This is a genomic window from Prevotella sp. oral taxon 317 str. F0108 (assembly GCF_000162415.1).
GTDB classification, from domain to species: Bacteria; Bacteroidota; Bacteroidia; order Bacteroidales; family Bacteroidaceae; genus Prevotella; species Prevotella conceptionensis.
Map to the genome: position 1 here is coordinate 1,094,843 of NZ_GG740072.1, position 21,958 is coordinate 1,116,800.

Below are 21,958 nucleotides of genomic sequence, written 5' to 3' on the forward strand. Positions count from 1 at the left end.
TAGATAGGGTTTTTAGTGAATTATTTTATCTATTTGAATGTTCAAGTTAAAGTCCTCGAAGGCGATTTCCTTCCCATCGTTGGGCTGTACAAGGAGGTCGTCGGCCAGAACTTGGCTCTTGATGTAATCGCCAAAGGCCTCCACAGCTGCATCCGTTTGGGCATTGGGTGCCAAGGTAACCTTTATTCGGTCGGTAATTTCCAGTCCGCTTTCCTTGCGTAGGTTCTGAACGCGGTTGATAATCTCGCGCGCCATACCTTCTTTTACCAGTTCGTCGGTGAGTTCCACCTCGAGAGCTACGGTCAGATTGCCTTCGTTAGACACCAACCAGCCTGGAATGTCTTCGCTGATAATCTCTACATCGGCCGCCTCAACCGTCACTTCGTTGCCTTCAACCATCAAGTTGATGTTTCCATTGCGTTCCAAGTCGGCTATGGCCTCTTGCTCCAAGGTTTCCATTTGGGCAGCGATACCTTTCATCAGCTTACCAAACTTCTTACCCATTGTACGGAAGTTGCACTTCACTTTCTTAACAAGCATGCCCTTTCCATCTTCAACGAAGTTCAGTTCCTTAACGTTTACTTCGCTCATAATGAGGTCTTTCACTGCCTCGATGTGCGTTCTTTGACGTTGGTCTACAGCAGGAATCATGATTTGCAGCAGGGGCTGACGCACCTTGATGTTCACCTTACGGCGCAAAGCCAACACCATCGAGGTTATCTTTTGGGCCATTTCCATGCGCTCTTCTAATTCGCGGTCGATGCAATTGTCGTCTGCAACGGGGAAATCGGCCAAGTGAACCGATTGCAAATGCCCACGATTGGTAGCCCTTGTGAGGTCGAGATACAACTGGTCGGCATAGAATGGGGCGAACGGAGCCAACAGTTTAGCCACTGTTTCAAGGCAAGTATACAGCGTTTGGTAAGCGCTGAGCTTGTCTTGGCTCATCTCCTTACCCCAGAAACGTTTGCGATTGAGGCGAACATACCAGTTACTGAGGTCGTCGTTCACAAAAGTATCAATCAATCTGCCAGCCCTTGTGGGGTCGTAGTCGTCCATTTCGCGCTCCACACCCTCAACCAATGAGTGCAATTCCGACAGAATCCAACGGTCAATCTCAGGCCGTTCGTTCAGGGGAACGTCGGCTTGACTGTAATCAAAACCATCTACATTGGCGTAGAGAGCAAAGAACGAATAGGTGTTATAGAGCGTTCCGAAGAGCTTACGGCGTATTTCGTCGACACTTTCAGCATCGAATTTCAGGTTGTCCCAAGGCTCCGAGTTGGTAAGCATGTACATGCGAACTGGGTCGGCACCATATTTCTCCATCATTTCGAAGGGGTTCACCACGTTACCAACGTGCTTGCTCATCTTGTTTCCCTTGGCATCTAGCACCAATCCCGTAGAGATAACGTTCTTGAAAGCCACACTATCGAACACCATTGTTGCAATGGCGTGCAGCGTAAAGAACCAACCACGCGTTTGGTCAACGCCTTCGTTGATGAAGTCGGCAGGGAATGCGATGCGTTTGTCGATGAGTTCGGCATTCTCGAAGGGGTAATGCACCTGTGCATAAGGCATTGCTCCTGAATCGAACCACACGTCGATGAGGTCCATTTCGCGTTTCATGGGCTTTCCTGCCTCACTAACTAGCACAATATCGTCAACATAAGGACGGTGCAAGTCTATGCGTTCGTAGTTGTCTTGCGCATAATTGCCAGGCACAAACCCTTGTTCTTTAAGTGGATTAGAAGACATGTGACCTGCGGCCACACTCTTTTCAATCTCCGAATATAGTTCTTCGAGCGAGCCAATACATATTTCGCGACCGTCTTCATCGCGCCAAATGGGTAGTGGCGTACCCCAAAAACGCGAACGCGAGAGGTTCCAATCGTTGAGGTTTTCTAGCCAGTTGCCAAAGCGCCCCGTACCTGTTGATTCGGGTTTCCAATTAATTGTCTTGTTCAACTCGAACATCCGTTCTTTCTTTGCGGTTGAACGGATAAACCAACTATCAAGCGGATAATACAGAACAGGCTTGTCTGTGCGCCAGCAATGGGGGTAGCTGTGCACATGTTTCTCTATCTTAAAGGCCTTATTTTCTGCCTTTAAGTCCATGCAGATAGACACATCAAGCGTTTCGTCGGCATCTGTCAGTGTGTCATCGTATGCGTTTTTCACATACCTTCCTGCGTATTTGTTCCATTCGGGCAGGTTAACGTACTTGTTAACGAAGTCGGCATCGAGGTCTTCCACCTTAAAATACTTGCCTTCTAGGTCAACAACGGGTCTTTCTGCTCCTTTCTTATCCACCAACACAATGGGCGGAACGCCTGCCTTACGAGCCACAAGCGCATCGTCGGCACCGAAGTTCGGGGCGATGTGCACAATGCCCGTACCATCTTCGGTGGTAACATAATCGCCCAATATAACGCGGAACGCGCCATCTTCCATCGGCGAAATAAATGGCAGCAGCTGATGATAAGCAATGTCAACAAGTTCAGTTCCCTTGTAGTTGGCTATCACTTTCCAAGGTATAACCTTATCGCCTTTCTTATAAGTAGAAAGCTCCACGTCTTTACCGGCCTCGTTGAAATAAGCGTTAAGGCGCGCCTCGGCCAACACAACAGTGATGGGTTCGCCCGTGTAAGGATTAAAGCTTTGCACGGCAGCATAGTCAATCTTCGGGCCAACACACAGTGCAGAGTTGGCGGCTAGGGTCCAAGGAGTGGTTGTCCACGCCATGAAGTAAGCCTTTCCCCATTGTTCCCATTCGGGTTTGGGGTTCTTTATCTCAAACTGGGCGGTAACTGTAGTGTCTTTAACGTCGCGATAACAGCCCGGAAGGTTCAGCTCGTGCGAACTAAGTCCTGTGCCTGCTGCTGGCGAATAGGGCTGTATGGTATAGCCCTTATATAGCATATCCTTGGTGTACAGCTGCTTCAAGAGCCACCAAAGGGTTTCGATATACTTGTTGTCGTAGGTGATGTATGGGTTGTCGAGGTCGACAAAGTACCCCATTTTCTCGGTCAGCTCGCGCCATTCGGCCGTGTACATCATCACATTCTCACGGCATTTCTTGTTGTAGTCGGCAACGGAGATGTACTTAGCAGACTCTTTGTTGTCGATGTCTGCCTTGGTAATACCCAATTCTTTCTCAACTCCAAGTTCCACAGGCAAGCCGTGCGTGTCCCATCCTGCCTTGCGTTTCACTTGGAAACCCTTCATCGTTTTATATCGGTTGAAAGTGTCTTTGATGCTTCTAGCGAGTACATGGTGAATGCCAGGATGTCCGTTGGCCGACGGAGGCCCTTCGTAAAAGACGAATTGTGGGCATCCTTCTTTTTCGTCTATCGTTTTATGGAAAATGTCGTTCTTCTCCCACTCAGCCAACACGTCTTTGTTGGTCTGCGTAAGATTAAGTCCTTTGTACTCGGCAAATTTGTTGGCCATATTCTATACCTTATTTTATACGTCTTTGTTTATACAAAGCGCAAAGGTAAGAAAAAAAGTTATTATAGCCAAGTATAGGTACGAAAAAGGCTATATGCCCAATGGTATGCAACTATTGAATGCCCAATGTAAGCGCGAATGCGCAGACAAAAGCACAAGTTAACGAAGGAGTTGGCAACACCTTACAATTGTTTTTCGGTGCTACTCTTGCCTAATATGGCATTTTTTAGTAAGTTTGCACTACACATTATTATATATAAGGACATGGAAGATAGAAAGAGAACCAAATTGTTGTTCGTGTGTTTGGGTAACATTTGCAGGTCGCCTGCTGCCGAAGGCGTGATGAAACAGGTGTTGCTAAACAAGGGAATGAGCGACTTGTTCGAAGTAGATTCGGCTGGGATTGGCGGTTGGCATGTGGGCGAACTGCCCGATAGCAGGATGCGTAAATGCGGTGCGGCCCGCGGCTACAACTTTAACAGTAGGGCAAGACAATTCGATACCGACGATTTCAGAAAGTTCGATTACATCTTCGTGATGGACAACGACAACAAAAATATGTTGTCGCAAAAGACAAACAACGAGCGCGAACTAGCCAAAGTGAAAATGTTGGTGGACTATGCAGCCAGTCATCCCAAGGCGAAACTGATACCCGACCCATATTATGGCGATGAAAAAGACTTCGATTATGCGCTCGACCTCATCGAAGATGCCACCAACACGCTAGCAGATAGGTTAGCCAAAGGCGGCGAATTATAACCAAATTAAGCGACATTATACCTGTGACAACCCTATTGAGAACGTGTGCAAACATGCTATCACTAACACATTAGGGCACACGCAATAAGTATTTGGCAAACAAGCAATTGAGAACAAAAATCTTAACCTCTGCTGCTGATGCTTTCCAACGCATCTAAACACGACAAAGATTTATAGACAATGAAGAATGACGAGATGAACCTGGCCTGGCAGTTTGTGAAGAACACGGGCGCAAGCATATTCTTAACGGGCAAGGCTGGAACAGGGAAAACAACCTTTCTGCGTACACTTAAAGACAAACTTCCTAAGCGAATGGTGGTGGTTGCGCCTACGGGCATCGCCGCCATCAATGCCAATGGCGTAACCATTCACTCGTTCTTCCAACTTCCCTTTGCGCCATACGTACCCAATTCCACCCTTAAGGCTGAGGGTATCTTCAGGGTTAGCAAGGAGAAACAACGCATATTGCGAACTCTCGATTCGCTGGTGATTGACGAAATAAGTATGGTGAGAGCTGATTTGCTCGACTCCGTAGACATGGTTTTGCGCAGGTATCGCGACAGGAGCAAGCCTTTTGGTGGCGTGCAACTCTTGTTAATTGGCGACTTGCAACAGCTTCCGCCCGTGGTTAGAGACGAAGAGTGGAACATGCTGAGCAGATATTACGACTCACCTTACTTCTTTTCGAGTCTTGCCCTCAAACAAATGGGCTACATAACCATTGAATTGAAACATGTCTACCGACAAAACGACCTGGATTTTCTTTCTCTGCTGAATAAGATACGCGACAACAAGGCCGACCAAGACACGTTTAACAAACTAAATAGCAGATACATACCCAACTTTGTTCCACCTGCTGGCACTGATTACATTCGCCTTGTAACGCACAACTACCAAGCGCAGAGCATCAACGAAAGCAAATTGGCCGAACTACCAGGCACAAGCAGGCATTATAAGGCTAGCATCACGGGCGAATTTCCTGAACAATCGTTCCCCACCGAGTTTGTGTTGGAGCTGAAAGAGGATGCCCAAGTGATGTTTGTTAAGAACGACAGCACGGGCAAAGGACGTTATTACAACGGCATGTTGGGTAAAGTGGTGTCGACAACAGCCCGTGGCGTAACCGTGAAAGGCAACGAAACAGGGGAACTGATAGACCTATTGCCCGAAGAATGGACGAACGCCAAGTACGTATTAAATAAGACTACGCACGAGATTGAAGAAGAGATAGAGGGCACTTTCAAGCAGTTTCCCCTACGATTGGCATGGGCAGTAACCATACATAAAAGCCAAGGACTAACCTTCGAGCATGCCATCATCGACGCGCAACACTCGTTTGCCCACGGACAAACATACGTTGCTCTGAGCCGTTGCAAAACATTGGAGGGTCTTGTGCTGAGTTCGCCGCTCTCTACAAGCACGGTCATCTGCGACGAAAAGGTGCATCAGTTCAACATCGACGCCTCTGCGCGCCAACCCAACAGCGAGATGCTTTCGCAAATGCAGCGCACATACGAGGTGAACTTGATTGACGAGCTGTTCGATTTCCGCCCCATTGGCATCGCATTCGAACGTATTACGCGCTTTATCGACGAACATTTCGCTCGCAAATACCCACGCTTGCTGCAAGAATATCGTTCTGCAAGACCCATTCTGGACGAGGTTGCATCTGTGGCGGCTAGGTTCAGATTGCAATACACACAGATGTTAGCGGCCCAGCAAGAGCAAGAATTAAGCGACGAAGTGTTGCAACGCATCCGTTCGGGTGCCGAATACTTTCATAAACGTTTGGCTTTGCTTGTGGAGATGCACCGAAAAAACAAGATAGAAACCGACAACAAGGCTTTAAAGAAAACGCTAAAAGAGCGATACACTGATGTGCATGAAACCCTAGACTTTAAGTGGAACCTGCTGAAATACGAAAGTAGAGAGGATGTTTCGTTCAGCGTGGGCGATTATCTTTCGGTCAAGGCCAAACTGTTGCTGGGTGCAATGGATGGCGATAAGCCTAATACAAAAAAGATAAAAGAGGTAAAGCCGAAAGTAGACACAAAGTTGGCTACATTTAACCTCTACCGTTTGGGCATGAGCATAGACGAGATTGCCAAACGACGCGAACTGACAACAAGGACCATTCATTTGCATTTGGTGCATTATGTAAGGGAGGGACGCTTGTCTGCATCCGAGTTTGTGGACGATAAGAAACGGCAAGAGATTACCCGTTTCTTAATAAAACATCACGAAGAAAAGAAGAGCTTAACCGAAATAAAGGAAGAAGTGAGTCCGAACATTACCTACGAAGACATCCAATTTGTGATGGCTGATATTGTAGGGAGAACAAATGATTAGTTGACGAACGGGTAAGCGTTTGGTTTTGTAAGTTGGCGGGCAAGCCTTATTATATTATCTAGTTCTTGCTAGGTTTCATAGGATTTCTAGCTTTTCTAGGATTTCTAGTTCTCCTAGGATTTCTAGTTCTTCTAGGATTTCTAGTTCTTCTAGGGTTTCTAGTTCTTCTAGGGTTTCTAGTTCTTCTAGGGTTTCTAGTTCTTCTAGGATTTCTAGTTCTTCTAGGGTTTCTAGTTTTCCTAGGTTCACTAGGATTTCTAGGTTCACTAGGGTTTCTAGATACTACCCCAACTTGTCACTACTTATCCATCAGTAGGCGCAGCCATTTTTTCACCTTTTCACCTTTTCACCTTTAACCCACCTTTTCACCCTTTCACCTTTAACCCACCTTTTCACCCCCTCCTTTTCATCATGATATACACGATAACGGGTGCACCAATCAATGGTGTAATGGCATTAATGGGAATAATGCTACCATTGGGCGGCAGATAACACAGCAACGAGCAAAGCAGAGCCACACCACAACCTAAAAGAATGGTTGCAGGCAACAGCGTGCGATGGTCTTCGGTGCCAGTTAACAGTCGGGCTAGGTGCGGAACAGCCAAGCCAATGAAGGCTATCGGACCACAGAAAGCTGTTGTAACGGCCGTTAACAAACCCGTAATGGCCAGTAGCAAAAAGCGCGTTCGAGCCACGTTTACACCAAGACTTTGGGCATATTGCTCTCCCAAAGTAAGGGCATTAAGTGGCTTTACCAAAACAAGAGAACATACCAAGCCCCCCAAAACCATTGTACAGAAAAAGGGTATGTTACCTAACGACACACCACCAAAGCTGCCCAACCCCCATATAAGATAAGATTTTACGCCTTGGTCGGTAGCAAAGAAGTTGAGTAACGAAATGACCGAAGATGCCAAATAGCCAATCATGATGCCGATAATAAGCAACGATACATTGTTGCGAACACGGGTTGAGAAGGCCAAAATAATGAAGGTTACAGCCATTGCACCAGCAAACGACGCAAATAAGATGGCCGTAAAACCGCTTAAATTCACGGTTTCTATCGACACACTACCCCCAAGAAACAGCATCACCACGGCCACAGCCAAGGCAGCACCGCTGTTAATGCCAAAGATGCCTGGCCCAGCTAGGGGATTGCGAAAGGCCGTTTGGAGCATTAACCCACTAGCCGACAACGCCCCACCGCAACATAATGCGGTAAGCGCTTGCGGCAGTCGGTTCTCGATAACGATGTAATTCCAAAGTTCGTTCTCGGTTTTGTTCCCTACGATAATACCCATTACGTACTTGAAAGGCACGTCAACAGAGCCAATCAAAAGGTTCAACCCGAACAATATCAGGATGAAAAGCACCAAAACAAAGATTTTTAACGATGTAAGGCGCATGGAAAATTCAGTTTAAAGGTGTATAATAACGCCATTCGGACGGAAAGGCCGAAGGGTGGGCAATGCTAATAAGTTCTCGTAAAAGGCCATCGGGACGGAAAGGTGCCTCATCAAATAGGGGCTTAATAGCGGCATTGCATCCGTAGATGTTCCGTGCGGTAAAGGCTTTTATCATGGCATAGCCCTTGTTTTCGGCTTGTAATTGCGCGTAGGTCAGTGGTTGGGGCGCGTTATAGGTTATCAACCAAATATCTGCCGTGCGCGCCTTTTCGAGCACTTTTTCCAATGGCAAGGCCACACTTCCACTCAGTTCATTGTCTGCAAAGGGATAAATAGCTCCTGCATCGGCAATCATCTTTGCCATAGTGCTATGCCCCCCAGGCACATACCACACGCTACCCGTGAGTTTTTCGGTTAATATCGTAGGTCGTTCGCGTTCTTTTTTTGCGGTTCTGGAAAGCTCCATATAGTTCTTTTCAACCAAGGCAAACAACGAATCTGCCTTTTGTTCGCAACCAAACAGCAAGCCATAAAAACGCATCCACTCGGCTCTGCCAAGTGGCGAGGTTTCCATATAGTCGGCACACTCTATGATGGCGATGCCCGTTTTGTCTAATTTGCCATACCCCCCGCTGTTTTCAAAGGGCGATACCAACACAAGGTCGGCTCGTGTTTCCATCATTTTCTCGATGTCGGGGTTCATACTTTCGCCACAATCGGCTATTTTCTTCGTCTTAGCCAACAGCTGTACGCGAGGCGAAATCATGTATTTTAGGTCGCATACACCAGCAAGTTGCTGTTCGGCACCAAGCATTTCGAGCAGGGCTACATGTGTAGACGGACACACAATGGCCCTATGTTTCACCTTGGGAATAACAGTTGTAGGCACACCATCGGCCACCTTGCTCGGCGAAAAGTTTGTATCGTTGGGCAGAACATAGCGGTGTAGCAAAGCATCTTTTTTCCACGGATTTTTAATTTCAACAACAACAGCATGCTCTTGCTTGATTATAACAATGTTTTGGGCATACTTAAAGTGGAGCGTGTCGCCCTCGCTCCTCTGTTCCTTGGCTTGTTTGCCACCACAAGCAACAATAAGTAGCGCGGCAAACAATAATAAAAGTACCTTCTTCATAGACCCCACAAAGTTACGATTTTAGTTTGTTATTCGGCAAAACAAGGTGGTAATTTATTGTGATTAGCAACGCTTGGCTTGGCCGAGAGGCCTGCTAACCCGTCCAACTAGACCGCTTATAAACTCGCCAACCCGAACTTTGTCCATTTTTCAGTTAGAATTTTAACATTATGAGTGCCAGTTCCGCTCACCAATCGCCCACCTTGCCGCAAAAAATCGATTCTCGCGAAGGTTGGTTTTAATGTAAAAAGGAACTAACCTGCGAATGCAACAAAATGTATTTTTATTTAAAAAGACCATCGTTTGCACCCATTTTGGGGTCAATTGCGGCTAAATGTAGTGCAATATGGTGCTAATTGCAAGATGTTTTGATGCTAAACGCAGTGCGTTTTGCTGCTAAATACAATGCGTTTTGGTGCAAAACGCAAGGTAAAATGGTGCAAAACGCAGTGTAAAATGCAGCTAAATGGAAGGCAAAAAGCATAAAAATACGCTGCTATGGTATAAACAAAACCTCTTAGAGACATTAAAAAGAAGGCTAAAAAGGGTAAAATTGCCGTTAAAAAGTAGGTTTTTAGGGTCTAAAAGTGTGCAATTGGGCATGAAAAATTACGAGCCGACGACCAAACTAGAAAGGCTAAATGGTGCAAAATGCTGGTTATGTTCTCAAAAACGGACACGTTAGAAGACGTGAAAAGCAAGAAACAGTAGTAGTTTACCTACTTTTTAACCTATATTTTCGCTAGAACAGAGTGAAAACCAGAACGATATTGTAAAAATAAAAGATAACAATTTAAGACTGTGAGTTGGGGAGGTTGTGAGTTAATGAGTTTGCAAGTTGGTGGGTTGGTTGATGAGTTGGTTGGTGTGTTGGTGGACTTGTAAATTCATGAAGTATTGAGTTTATGATTTTTTAGTTTGTGGTTTGTGTGAACTTGAACCTTACCAACACGTTCACATGTCTACTAATAACCCCATCCTTGCTAACCTACCCTTTTACCATATTACTCGCCATAATTGTAATAGTACCAATAGGTGTTGCCGTAAACACTCCGAAGGGCATTGATGCGTTCGGTACGATTCTTGTATTTGTTCTCCAAATCTTGAAAATCCTGATAATCGGTTTCCATCAAGTTGTTGCTGTAAACCACAACAGGGTTGGTGCGTTGGTGCATATATAAGGTAAGTGCCTCGCGATAATGCTTGGGTAATTCGTTGTTGTTGGGGTAATAGCGAAACACATTGGCGGCAAAAACATCTATGCGGCGGTCTAACAGGTAGCCACAGAGCAGATAGTCGTATGCCGGCTTGGTAAGCTTATGTTCTTCCGCCCACTTTTCAAGTCCGTTTAGTGTGATGTATTCGTCGTGTGAAGTGGGCACAACGAAGAGCGTATCGAGGGTTTTCGCATTTAGAGTGAACCACTTTACCGACTTTCCATTTGGCATCATCGCCGCCGATTTGCCCCGTAAGGGGAAATCAAAGAGTTGCTCACCAAGAAGTCCTTCGTTGGCCAAGGCCAGTACACGCAACGAAGTTAGTGCCGAATCGGCATCCGTATCACGCTTACCTACTTCCAAAGCCTTTTCGCTATTTCCACTTTTAATCAGCATTTCCATTACAAGCTGTTGATGCAGCTTAGCAGGAACAGCACCGCCGTATGCAGCGGCAAACATCAGTAAGGCCATAAACCATACCGACTGGGGAAGGAAAAACATCGGATTGTATTCTGTTTCCGTGTCTACATTTCGCCTTTGGCGCCAAACAAACAAGCCAACCGCCAACACTACAAGCACCAACGATGTGCCTAGTTTTGGCAAGAATGCAGCGAAAGGTGCAATGCCTGTAAAGGAAGAGAGGAACATGAGTACCAAAAAAGATGGTACAAAAGACAGAACATACAACCTGTGCCCACTACCACCCATAAGGCGTAACAAGCCCCGTTGCAACAACAACAATAACCCCGTGAGCAACAAGCCTACAACCCAACGGTTAAGGTAGAGCTGTATGCCATCAGTAAGGCGGCGTATCATCAAAGCCAATTCGTTCGCTTGATAGAAACAAGTGAAAACAAAGCTATAAAGACAAAAGAGAATGGAGCACAGTGCCTGCGACAGCACTGCCCCATTCTTTTGAAATGAAATGTTCATCTAATTCTTTCTTAAAACAACCGCCGAACGAGCAGGTATGTACAGTTTTAGCCACTCCTTACGCTCTGCAACATACAGAGGGTCGTAGTTGGTGATGTGCGTAACAGTGTCGTCGGCCAGGTTGTTGCCGCCAAACGCGCTGGCATCAGTATTCAAAACCACATTATATGCCCCCGTAGGAACAAGGAAACCGTAATCGGTGAACGAGGTGGTGGGGTTGAAATTAAAGACGAATATCAAGTCGCCACGCATGAAAGCGAGGATTTGGTCGCCATCGTTGTGCCAAATCTCTTGCACGGGCGTTTTGATAAAGTCTTTTTCGCTCTTGATGACTTTCAGCATTTCTCTGTCAAAGTCGCCCAAATAATGGTAGTCAAGCTCTTTATTGTCTACCAAATTCCATTGACGACGTGCATATTTGTAGCTCCATCCATTGCCTTCGCGTGGGAAGTCAATCCATTCGGGATGCCCAAACTCGTTGCCCATGAAATTGAGATAGCCGCCATTAATAGCGGCAGCAGTAACAAGCCTTATCATCTTATGCAGGGCAATGCCACGGTGGGCAACATCGTTCTCGTCTCCTTTCTTGAAATGCCAATACATGTCGGCATCAATAAGGCGGAAAATGATGGTTTTATCGCCTACCAAAGCTTGGTCGTGACTTTCGCAATACGAGATGGTCAGTTCGTCGGAGCGGCGGTTCTTCACTTCCCAGAAGATGGAACTGGGTTTCCAATTCTCGTCTGAAAGCTCCTTAATGGTCTTTATCCAAAAGTCGGGAATGTTCATCGCCATACGATAATCAAACCCATATCCGCCATCGTCAATACGAGCCGCAAGACCAGGCATGCCACTAACCTCTTCGGCAATGGTAATGGCTTTGGGGTTGACTTCGTGTATAAGCTTGTTGGCCAACGTGAGATAGCAAATGGCGTTGTCGTCTTGATGACCGTTAAAGTAATCGCCATAGTTGCAGAAAGCTTCGCCCAATCCATGGCTGAAATAGAGCATTGAAGTTACGCCATCGAAACGGAAACCATCGAAATGAAACTCTTCGAGCCAATATTTACAATTGGAAAGTAGGAAATGAATGACTTCGTCTTTTCCATAATCGAAACAAAGCGAATCCCAAGCCGGGTGTTCATGTCGCTCGCCGGGGTAGAAGAATTGGTTAGGATCGCCTGCAAGGTTGCCCAATCCCTCCACTTCGTTCTTCACTGCATGCGAGTGGACGATGTCCATAATAACGGCAACGCCATGCTTGTGGGCCTCGTCGATGAGCGATTTCAGTTCTTCGGGTGTTCCAAAACGCGAAGAGGCCGCAAAGAACGAGCTGACATGATAGCCGAAACTGCCATAATAGGGATGTTCTTGTATGGCCATTATCTGTATGCAGTTGTACCCGTCTTCGATAATGCGCGGCAAAACAAGTTCTTTAAATTCGGTGTACGACCCAACCTTTTCGGCATCTTGCCCCATACCAATATGGCACTCGTAGATGAGCAAGGGCGAAGTGGTGGGTTTGAACTTCTTCTTCGACCACTCGTAAGCATGCTCAGGTTGCCAAACTTGCGCCGAGAAGATGTGCGTTTGTTCGTCTTGAACCACGCGGCGCGCCCAAGCAGGAATGCGTTCTCCGTTTCCGCCGTTCCAATACACGTGCATCTTGTAGAGGTCGCCATGAGAAACGGCCTTTTCGGATAGGCGCAACTCCCAGTTGCCTGTTCCTTCGATGCGCTTGGCACGGTAACGTTCTGTCTCTTTCCAATCGTTGAAATCGCCCACGAGATATATCTCGGTGGCATTTGGCGCCCATTCTCTGAACACCCACCCTTTCGACAGCTTGTGTAGGCCGTAATATTGGTGTCCATTGGCAAAGTCGTTTAGCGTTTTCCGCCCATTGCCTGACAACTGGTTCATTTTCCACAGGTAATGTTCGTGCCTGCCGCGTATCGCATCCTCGTAGGGTTCGAGGTAGGCATCGTTCTTAACTAGGCCCATGCGTGAGGCGTTTGGGGTGGGCGCTGTTGTCGTCTTCGAAGGCTTTTTCACTTTCTTTGTGGGGTTAGCGTCTTTTGCTGACATAGTTATTTCAATTTATATGTACGAGTGCCGAGAGGTCAACATGTTCTTGTTTGCGCATGTTTGCGCAATGTGTTGTTGACGGCACGGCTTATGATGTTGGTTTAACTCTTGGTCCTTGTGGTATGAGAAAACAGGTTTGGCTAGTCCTTAGAAATGTCTTACCCACTTTGCTTAGCTCATGAGCAAGCAAAACTGGTACAATGAATGTTGGAAACACCGGAAAAACAAGCTGTATTGACCGCCGTTACACACATCGCACTTTGAAAATAGCCTTTGTAAAGCTTGCATCTTCGGAGATACAAGGTGCGTGTGCATCTTGTGGGAAGAATATCACAAACCCTCCACGAGGACATGTTACGTAGTTCTGCACGGGAGAGTTGGGATAGAACGAGATGTCTTTTTCGGCAGAATAGTCAGCAGCGGGCAATGAAACAGTGGCTGCCAAGCCGAATGTTTCTTCTTGTTGAAGTGGTATTTGGATGTCTATCATTTGGCAATGGCTCTCCAAAATGGCCTCGGTTCGACTTTTTCCCATGGCCTGTTCTATTTTCAACACCACGTCTTCACCTTTTATATTATATGTGCCGAGCGCAAGTTCTTCAAGTTGATGGGTACGCATAAAGGCGTCCACCAAAGAGAAATACGGGTTCAACGCCGCGTATTTTCCAAAATTGTCTAACACGTCTAATACCATCGTTCTCTGTTTCTAGTTCTTAATGCCAAGCGATGAGGAGCGCGTTTGGGGTAATCAGTCGTTGAAACGTTTTCCGTTCTCGTAATGGCCTTTGGCTTTAATCTGCCCGTTTCTGTCTTTCTCAACAAATCGGCCGTCGCGAATACCTCTGACGTATGTTCCTTCAAACCTGTTTCCGCTCTTATCTTCCTCTATTGCTTTTCCGTTCCGTTTACCATCTTTATAAGTGCCTTTGAAACGAGACCCGTCGGCATAGTGTATTATCACCTCGCCTTCAACGCGGCCGTTTATGAAGTTGCCTTCAAATACGTCGCCGTTCTTCTTCGTCAACTTTCCGTGCCCGTTCTGTCGGTCTTTCTTCCAGTCGCCAACATACGAGTCTCCATTTGCCCATACGAAGGTTCCCTTACCGTCCTTATCTCCTTCGAGGAAACGTCCCGTGTAGCGGTCGCCGTTGGCATATTTAAAGATACCCTGGCCTGTACGGTCGCCCTGAACGTAGTCGCCTTCGTAGACATCTCCGTTTTGGAACTTGTAAATACCTTTTCCGTTCTGAATGTCATTGGTCCAATTCCCTACATACACGTCGCCATCGGCATAACGGTTAGTGCCTTTTCCAGAGCGTTGGTTGTCTACCCACATGCCGTTATAGTTGGACCCGTCGCCCCAATCGAAGAAACCCAGGCCCGATTTTTTGTCGTCGTTCCAGTTCCCATCGTAAAATGCACCCGTAGAGAAGGTGTATCTGCCTTTGCCTTGGCGCTTGTCGTGAGCCCAATTGCCTTCGTACTTATCACCATTATAATAATACATCACGCCATGACCTTGTTGATGTCCACGAAACCAAAGACCCACATATTTATTGTTGTTGGCGAAATAACAAGTGCCGTTGCCGTGTTGTTGGTCCTGAAACCATTGTCCTTCGTAACGTTTTCCATCAGCAAAGGTTCGAACGCCATAGCCCTGACGACGCCCTTTAAAGTATTCGCCCTCGTATGTTTCACCATTGCTATACAGCGTATTGCCCTTGCCATGAGGCTTTCCGCCAGCCATTTCGCCCTTATAAAGGCCTCCGTCCATCGTGTTACACGAGCCTATGGTTATCTTTTGTGCAGAAGTGCCTAGCGGTAAGAGAAATATTAACAGCGTTAGTATGATATTTTTCACTTTTCAAGTTTTATTGATTGTTCGATTTTCAAAATTAAGTATTTTAATCCGAACCGCAAAATGGTTTAGTAAAAATTAAGAGTAAAAATACATAAACAACGCAGAAATGGAGAACAAAAACGGTAATGCAAAGCCGAAAAGGACAAAGTAAATCCGGAGAAAGTACAATAAAGCAAACAAAAACTAGCCGAAAAATATAAATTTCAGTTTTTATTATTATCTTTGCAACATATAATAAGGTGACACGATGCAGGGCCGAAGTGAACTGCACCACCCCTAGATGCAAACAGAGGTGAATGTTTTTGGGAATACCCCAAGGCAACTTCCTTATTTTATGCATCGCAGATGACACCCCAAACGCCAGTCATCATTTATATATGTGCCATGTGCACCAACCGAACATAGAACATAATTATTGTCCCATAAATCGTTAAACATAAAAGCGTATGAAAGGAATCGTACTTGCCGGAGGTTCAGGTACAAGGCTCTACCCCATTACAAAAGGTGTTAGTAAGCAGTTGATACCCATTTTTGACAAGCCCATGATTTACTATCCCATATCGGCTTTGATGCTAGCAGGCATCAGAGAGATATTGATTATATCCACTCCACACGACCTTCCAGGTTTCGAACGCCTGCTGGGTGATGGAAAAGACCTGGGCGTAAGGTTTGAATACGCCGAACAACCCAGCCCCGACGGATTGGCGCAAGCGTTCATCATCGGCGAGAAGTTCATTGGTAACGACACGGTTTGCCTCGTACTTGGCGACAACATCTTCTATGGAGCTGGATTTACGGGTATGCTTAGACAGAGTGTAGAGGCTGCGAACAATGGTAAGGCAACGGTTTTCGGCTATTACGTTAACGATCCCGAACGCTATGGGGTGGCAGAATTCGACGACAAGGGCAACTGCCTCAGCATAGAAGAAAAGCCCAAACACCCAAAGAGCAACTATGCTGTGGTGGGCTTATACTTTTATCCCAACGCCGTGGTTGAAGTAGCCAAGAACATCAAGCCCAGCGCCAGGGGAGAATTGGAAATAACTACCGTTAACCAAGAGTTCCTTTCAAGAGGAGCCCTAAAAGTGCAAACGCTGCAAAGGGGTTTTGCATGGCTAGACACGGGCACACACGACAGCCTTAGCGAAGCAAGTACGTTCATCGAAGTAATTGAGAAAAGACAAGGACAAAAGGTGGCTTGCCTCGAAGAAATTGCGATGGACAACAAGTGGATTGACAAGGAGCAAGTGAAGGCTTTGGCCCAACCCATGATTAAAAACGAGTACGGACAATACCTTATGCGCATTGCCCAAATGGCGAAATAAAGCTAAAGCGTTGAAACTTCTCAAACAACAGTGAAACATCATAAGCGAAGAGAGATAGAGAAAAGAAACAACAGATTGTATGGAAGAGAATATAAAAAACAACACCTTGGATAACGAACAAGCCCCAGCGGGCAAATCGCTATTCAATTTCCAAACCGTTTACATGACCCTCATCCTGAATTGGAAATGGTTTGTATTGTCATTAATTATCTGCCTGGGACTGGCCAGCATCTATCTGCGATACACCATTCCCATTTATCAGACATACGCAAAACTGCTCATTAAGGAAGAGAATAACAGTAGGGGGCGAAACAGTTTGCAATACACGACGAACCTCGGCATGGTGTCGAACTCTACGGGTATCGACAACGAAATGGAAATCCTCAAGTCGAGTTCCATTGCCATCCAGGCGGTTAAAGACCTGAAACTATACACCACTTATATGAGTGCGGGCAAAGTAACCAACAGGTTGATGTACAAAACACAACCTATATCAGTAGACATCGACCCCATACACCTCGACATATTGACCCACCCAATCTCCCTAACCATCACGCGTGAGGGAAAGAAATACCATGTCGAGGGTACCTATTACTCCACCAATCCCGATGCACCAGGAAAGGCCTACGCCATCGACAAGAGCTTTACGGCTCTACCTGCCGCCATTGGAACGCAAGCGGGCATCCTCACTTTCATACCCAACTCCACCACTCCCATGAAAGATGGAGAGAAGGTATTGGTGCGCATTAGCCCACCTAAGGCCGTAGCCATTGGTTATGCTGCGGGCCTAAGCATCGCCCAGTCGTCGAAAAGCACATCCATCGCCGTGCTCACCATCAACGACCAAAGTCCCGAACGCGCCATCGACTACCTTAAACAACTTGCTATTTGCTATAACAGGCAAGCGAACGAAGACAAGAACGAAGTGGCCGTGAGAACCGAAGAGTTCATTAACGGAAGATTGGAGAAGATTAACACCGAACTGGGAAGTACCGAAAGCCAATTGGAAAGCTACAAGAAAGCCAACAAGATGGTGGAGTTGCAGATGAGCGCAAACCAAGCCTTGTCTAACAGCGACCAATACGACCAGAAACTTGCCGAGGCTAACACACAGATTGCGTTGCTCAACAGCATCAACGACTACATGAACCAGCCTTCCAACAAATACGAGACGTTGCCTGCCAACATCGGCATCAGCGACCAATCGGCCGTTTCGCTTATCAACAAATACAACGAAATAGTACTCGAACGCAACAGGCTGCTCAGAAGTGCATCGGAAAACAGCCCCACGGTTACCCCCCTAACATCGCAACTAGACGACCTCTCGAGCAGTATTCGCCGAGCAATGGCGCAAGCCAAGCGCAGCATGGACATCCAAAGAAATGCTGTGGCATCGCAGTATGGCAAATACAACAGCATGATACAACAAACACCCGAGCAAGAGAAAACCATGAAACAAATTGGCCGACAGCTTGAGGTGAAAGCAGGACTGTACCTCATGCTGCTGCAAAAACGCGAAGAAAACTCCATCTCTCTTGCCGCAACTGCCGACAAGGGAAAGCTAATTGACGACCCCACCGTTGTCGGCAAGGTGGCACCGAGGTCATCAACCATCTATGCGGGCGCACTTGCTGCTGGCCTGGCCATACCAAGTGTGGTATTTTTCCTTCTCAGTTTCTTTAGGTATAAGATTGAAGGACACGACGATGTGGCACGCCTCACGCGCCTTCCCATCATCGCTGACGTGGCCGTGGCTAGCGAAACAGCTAAGACGAAAGCAGACATCGTTGTTCACGAGAACCAGAACAACCAGATGGAAGAAATATTCCGTTCGATGCGTACCAACGTGCAATTCATGCTTAAAGAAAACGAAAAGGTCATTTCGTTCACATCTAGCATTTCGGGAGAAGGCAAAACGTTCATTGCCGCAAACCTCGCCGTGTCGTTCGCACTACTTGGCAAGAAGGTTATCTTGGTTGGTCTTGACATCCGTAAGCCGCGATTGGCCGAGTTGTTCGAGATTGACGACCACCGACATGGCATCACCAACTTGCTAACAAAGACCGTTGTAACCGCTGCCGACATACAAGCGCAAACATTGCCATCAGGTGTCAACGACAACTTGGAATTGCTGATGGCCGGTCCGATACCGCCAAACCCTGCCGAGTTGCTTACAAGAACTTCGCTAGACGACATCATGGACTTGCTCAAACGCACATACGACTACGTGATTATCGACACCGCACCAGTTGGTCTTGTTACAGATACGCTGCAAGTGGGCAGGGTTTCGAACCTCACGGTGTATGTTTGTCGCGCCGACTACACGCCGAAAGAGAATTTCGAACTCATCAATACACTTCACGTAGAAAACAAGTTGCCCAACATCTGCGTTGTGGTTAACGGCATCGACCTCTCGAAGAAGAAGTACGGCTACTACTACGGCTATGGCAAATACGGCAGATACGCCAAGTATGGCTATTATGGCAAACACGGAAAGTATGGTCGCTATAACAACTATGGCAACTATGGCAATTACAGCAACAGCCATTACAGCAACGAGAACGATACTTCGGTGAAACAATAAAATCACTACATAACGCGGGTTTCATCAGCAACAAAGCCGATGAAACCCGCTAAACACTATAAGGAATGACAATTGCAGTTGATTTCGACGGAACTATCGTAGAACACCGTTACCCCGAAATTGGAGAAGAAATACCCTTCGCCACCGAAACGTTGAAAATGCTCATCAAAGACAGGCACAGGCTTATCTTATGGAGTGTAAGGGAAGGCGAATTGCTGGACGAGGCCGTGGAATGGTGCAGACAACGCGGTGTGGAGTTCTATGCTGTGAATCGAGACTATCCAGAAGAGGAGAAAGAGAAGAACAACCATTTCTCTAGAAAACTCAAAGCCGACCTCTTTATAGACGACCGTAACGTTGGTGGACTGCCCGATTGGGGTGAAATTTATCGTATGGTAACGGAGAACGTTACCTACAAACAAATCGTTAGAAACGCAATCAGGGCACATAACAATCCCGAAAGCTACAAGAAAAAGAAACACTGGTGGCAGTTCTAACAAGCTGACGCAACTCACGTCCCCCCACTGCACTCACAACTTTTTCTCAATATACTAACGCACTAATATAGTCAAGCCATGCCTTTTTCTATCTCCATAGTAGGCATGGCTTGACTATTTCATATTGATAACACAGCTCCTTCATGCGTTTAGTAGGAGTAACCTTATTTCACTCTCTCTGTTTGTAAAAACCGCCACGCCACTACACCAACAACTCTTCGGGTGCTGTGATAAGAGTAGTAGCACCCGAACGGAGCAAGAAATCCTTATCGCGAAAGCCCCAAAGCACACTGATACAAGGCAAATTGCAGTTTTTGGCTGTGGCTATGTCCACATCACTATCACCAATATACACGGCATTGTCGGCCGTTACTCCCAACTGCACAAGTGCCTCCAATACCGTATCGGGAGCAGGTTTCTTGCTAATGCCTTCGCGTTCGCCAATAGCCACCTCCACATACTGGTCAAAAAAATGCTTGCACAACTCTTGCGTAGCCTTATAAAACTTATTACTCACTACGGCAACGTTCTTCTTACGCCGTTTCAGTTCGGCCAACATCTGCAACACCCCAGGATAAGGCGATGTATGGTCTAGCCCATGTTCAAGATAATGTTGGCGAAAGCATTGGTAAACTTCCTCAAATTGGGCATTAGCCAAACCATCAGGTATGGCTCTTTCCATCAATTTCTTTACGCCGTTCCCCACAAATTGCCGTACCTCGTCGATAGTACGTTGGCGCATGCCGTGCTGTTGCAGGGCATAGTTGCAGCTAGCGGCCAAATCGGTTAAAGTATTTAATAGCGTACCGTCTAAATCAAATATATAGGTATCGTAATCTTTTATCATTTTATTTCCCTTCCGTTTTATTATCCATAAAAATATGTTCTGAAAATGCAAGCGCAAACGCGATATGGGTTCGTATAACCAAACACATAACCAAGAACAGCAAGTGCAAAGTTATAAAAATATGCTCACCTCTCCACAGATGTTGTTTAAAATTACTAACTTTGCATTGAAAATAAAGCATAATCAACAATGAAACACAGCTGTGTAAGAAATTACCTCATCCCTGCGGGCATTTGCTTGCTCGTAATATTGGGTATATTGTATTACTATTTCTTTTCGGCCATGCTCCCATCGGGCAGTGCCACCAAGTTCGTATACATAGACAACGACGATAATATCGACTCGGTGTATGCCAAACTCACCCCCAACTGCTCGCCACATGCACTAAGTGGGTTCAGAACGCTAACGCGACACAGCTCTTACGGCGAGCATATCAAGCCGGGACGCTATGCCATAAAGGCAGGACAAGGGGCTTTTGTGGTGTTCAGACACCTGAAAAACGGCATGCAAGAACCCGTAAGCCTCACCGTCCCTAGCGTAAGAACGCTTGACAAACTATCGGCAGAAGTGTGCAAACGCCTCATGATGGACAGCACTCAGCTGCTGAATGCATTGCGCGACCCCAAAATTTGCGCACACTATGGTTATGATACGGCCACTATCCAATGTATGTTCATCCCTAACACCTATGACGTTTATTGGAACATATCAACCGAAAAGCTGCTCGATCGCATGCAGAAAGAAAGCAAGAACTTTTGGAATGTTGACCGAACCGTAAAGGCTAACGAGCTAAAACTAACACCCGTACAGGTGATTACACTGGCGAGCATCGTCGACGAAGAAACAGCTAACAATGCGGAAAAGCCTATGGTGGCAGGTATGTACTACAACCGACTGATGTTGCGCAATGCCGAATACCCGAACGGCATGCCCCTACAAGCCGACCCTACCATTAAATATGCGTGGAAACAGTTTGGACTGAAACGCATTTACAATAAGCTACTCAACATCGACAGCCCCTATAACACTTATCGCAACGCAGGTTTGCCCCCTGGTCCGATACGCATTCCTAGCATAGAAGGTATCGAGGCCGTACTCAATCTTAAAAAGCACGGTTACCTGTACATGTGTGCGAAAGAAGATTTTAGCGGTACGCATAACTTTGCTAAAACTTATGCAGAACATTTGGCCAACGCGGCTAAATACACTAAGGCCTTAAACCAAAGGGGGATTAAGTAATAATCACGACCGTATTGGTTGGAAATGTTCTTCAAAGCATTATAAAAGAAAAGGCATAACCAAATGTCTTGAAAACTAAATGGCCGCTAAATGTCTTGCAATCACTTGCCTAATACATTGCAATTAGAACATGTAAGCAACGTATTAAACATATGATTGCGTGCCATTTAGCGGTTTCAAATAAAGTGGTTGACATTGGAGGTATTTCGATGTGCACACAAGATACTAACCTGTGCTAAAGCAAACACAAGATGCGTTAATCAGGTCT

At 46.3% G+C, this 21,958-nt stretch carries 15 protein-coding genes; 6 read left to right on the forward strand and 9 right to left on the reverse strand.

Annotated elements, in window-relative coordinates:
• Nucleotides 1–12: 12 nt before the first annotated feature.
• Nucleotides 13–3,453: an isoleucine--tRNA ligase gene (ileS, locus tag HMPREF0670_RS04080; RefSeq protein ID WP_009229903.1), complete on the reverse strand. Its 3,441-nt coding sequence runs from the start codon at nt 3,451–3,453 to the stop codon at nt 13–15.
• A gap of 264 nt (nt 3,454–3,717) precedes the next feature.
• Here ileS and HMPREF0670_RS04085 point away from each other — a divergent pair, with 264 nt between their 5' ends.
• Complete coding sequence (locus HMPREF0670_RS04085; RefSeq protein WP_009229905.1) at nt 3,718–4,212, forward strand: low molecular weight protein-tyrosine-phosphatase; 495 nt, start codon at nt 3,718–3,720, stop codon at nt 4,210–4,212.
• A 180-nt stretch (nt 4,213–4,392) separates the two neighbouring features.
• Nucleotides 4,393–6,561 carry a helix-turn-helix domain-containing protein gene (locus tag HMPREF0670_RS04090; RefSeq protein WP_009229906.1) on the forward strand — a complete coding sequence of 723 codons (2,169 nt, stop codon included), beginning with the start codon at nt 4,393–4,395 and terminating at the stop codon, nt 6,559–6,561.
• A 75-nt stretch (nt 6,562–6,636) separates the two neighbouring features.
• On the opposite strand, the gene HMPREF0670_RS04095 is transcribed toward HMPREF0670_RS04090, so the two are convergent.
• From HMPREF0670_RS04095 to HMPREF0670_RS04130, 7 genes are all read right to left on the reverse strand, one after another.
• Nucleotides 6,637–6,828, reverse strand: coding sequence for a hypothetical protein (locus HMPREF0670_RS04095; RefSeq protein ID WP_009229907.1), 192 nt, complete (start codon nt 6,826–6,828; stop codon nt 6,637–6,639).
• Nucleotides 6,829–6,953: 125 nt separating this feature from the next.
• A complete protein-coding gene (locus HMPREF0670_RS04100; protein ID WP_009229908.1) occupies nt 6,954–7,967 on the reverse strand; it encodes an iron ABC transporter permease in 1,014 nt (337 codons plus the stop codon).
• Between the two features lie 7 nt (nt 7,968–7,974).
• Entirely contained in the window at nt 7,975–9,102 is a 1,128-nt protein-coding gene (locus HMPREF0670_RS04105) for an ABC transporter substrate-binding protein (RefSeq protein WP_044077682.1), read from the reverse strand.
• Nucleotides 9,103–10,106: 1,004 nt separating this feature from the next.
• On the reverse strand, nt 10,107–11,252 hold the full coding sequence (locus tag HMPREF0670_RS04115) for a DUF6057 family protein (protein WP_009229910.1): 1,146 nt from the start codon (nt 11,250–11,252) through the stop codon (nt 10,107–10,109).
• On the reverse strand, nt 11,253–13,253 hold the full coding sequence (locus tag HMPREF0670_RS04120) for an alpha amylase C-terminal domain-containing protein (protein ID WP_009229911.1): 2,001 nt from the start codon (nt 13,251–13,253) through the stop codon (nt 11,253–11,255).
• Between the two features lie 328 nt (nt 13,254–13,581).
• Entirely contained in the window at nt 13,582–14,031 is a 450-nt protein-coding gene (locus HMPREF0670_RS04125; protein WP_009229912.1) for a YhcH/YjgK/YiaL family protein, read from the reverse strand.
• 54 nt (nt 14,032–14,085) lie between these two features.
• Complete coding sequence (locus tag HMPREF0670_RS04130) at nt 14,086–15,198, reverse strand: MORN repeat-containing protein (protein ID WP_009229913.1); 1,113 nt, start codon at nt 15,196–15,198, stop codon at nt 14,086–14,088.
• 446 nt (nt 15,199–15,644) lie between these two features.
• Here HMPREF0670_RS04130 and rfbA point away from each other — a divergent pair, with 446 nt between their 5' ends.
• The 3 genes from rfbA to HMPREF0670_RS04145 all read left to right on the forward strand — a co-directional run bounded on the left by rfbA (nt 15,645) and on the right by HMPREF0670_RS04145 (nt 19,604).
• Nucleotides 15,645–16,523 (forward strand): glucose-1-phosphate thymidylyltransferase RfbA, encoded by an 879-nt coding sequence (gene rfbA / locus HMPREF0670_RS04135; RefSeq protein WP_009229914.1) that lies wholly within the window; start codon nt 15,645–15,647, stop codon nt 16,521–16,523.
• A gap of 79 nt (nt 16,524–16,602) precedes the next feature.
• Complete coding sequence (locus tag HMPREF0670_RS04140; protein ID WP_009229915.1) at nt 16,603–19,107, forward strand: GumC family protein; 2,505 nt, start codon at nt 16,603–16,605, stop codon at nt 19,105–19,107.
• 65 nt (nt 19,108–19,172) lie between these two features.
• Nucleotides 19,173–19,604 carry a BT0820 family HAD-type phosphatase gene (locus HMPREF0670_RS04145; protein ID WP_009229916.1) on the forward strand — a complete coding sequence of 144 codons (432 nt, stop codon included), beginning with the start codon at nt 19,173–19,175 and terminating at the stop codon, nt 19,602–19,604.
• Nucleotides 19,605–19,806: 202 nt separating this feature from the next.
• On the opposite strand, the gene HMPREF0670_RS04150 is transcribed toward HMPREF0670_RS04145, so the two are convergent.
• Entirely contained in the window at nt 19,807–20,451 is a 645-nt protein-coding gene (locus tag HMPREF0670_RS04150; RefSeq protein ID WP_009229917.1) for an HAD family hydrolase, read from the reverse strand.
• A gap of 189 nt (nt 20,452–20,640) precedes the next feature.
• On the opposite strand from HMPREF0670_RS04150, the gene mltG reads away from it, so the two are divergent.
• Complete coding sequence (gene mltG / locus HMPREF0670_RS04155; protein ID WP_009229919.1) at nt 20,641–21,690, forward strand: endolytic transglycosylase MltG; 1,050 nt, start codon at nt 20,641–20,643, stop codon at nt 21,688–21,690.
• The last annotated feature ends 268 nt before the right edge of the window (nt 21,691–21,958 follow it).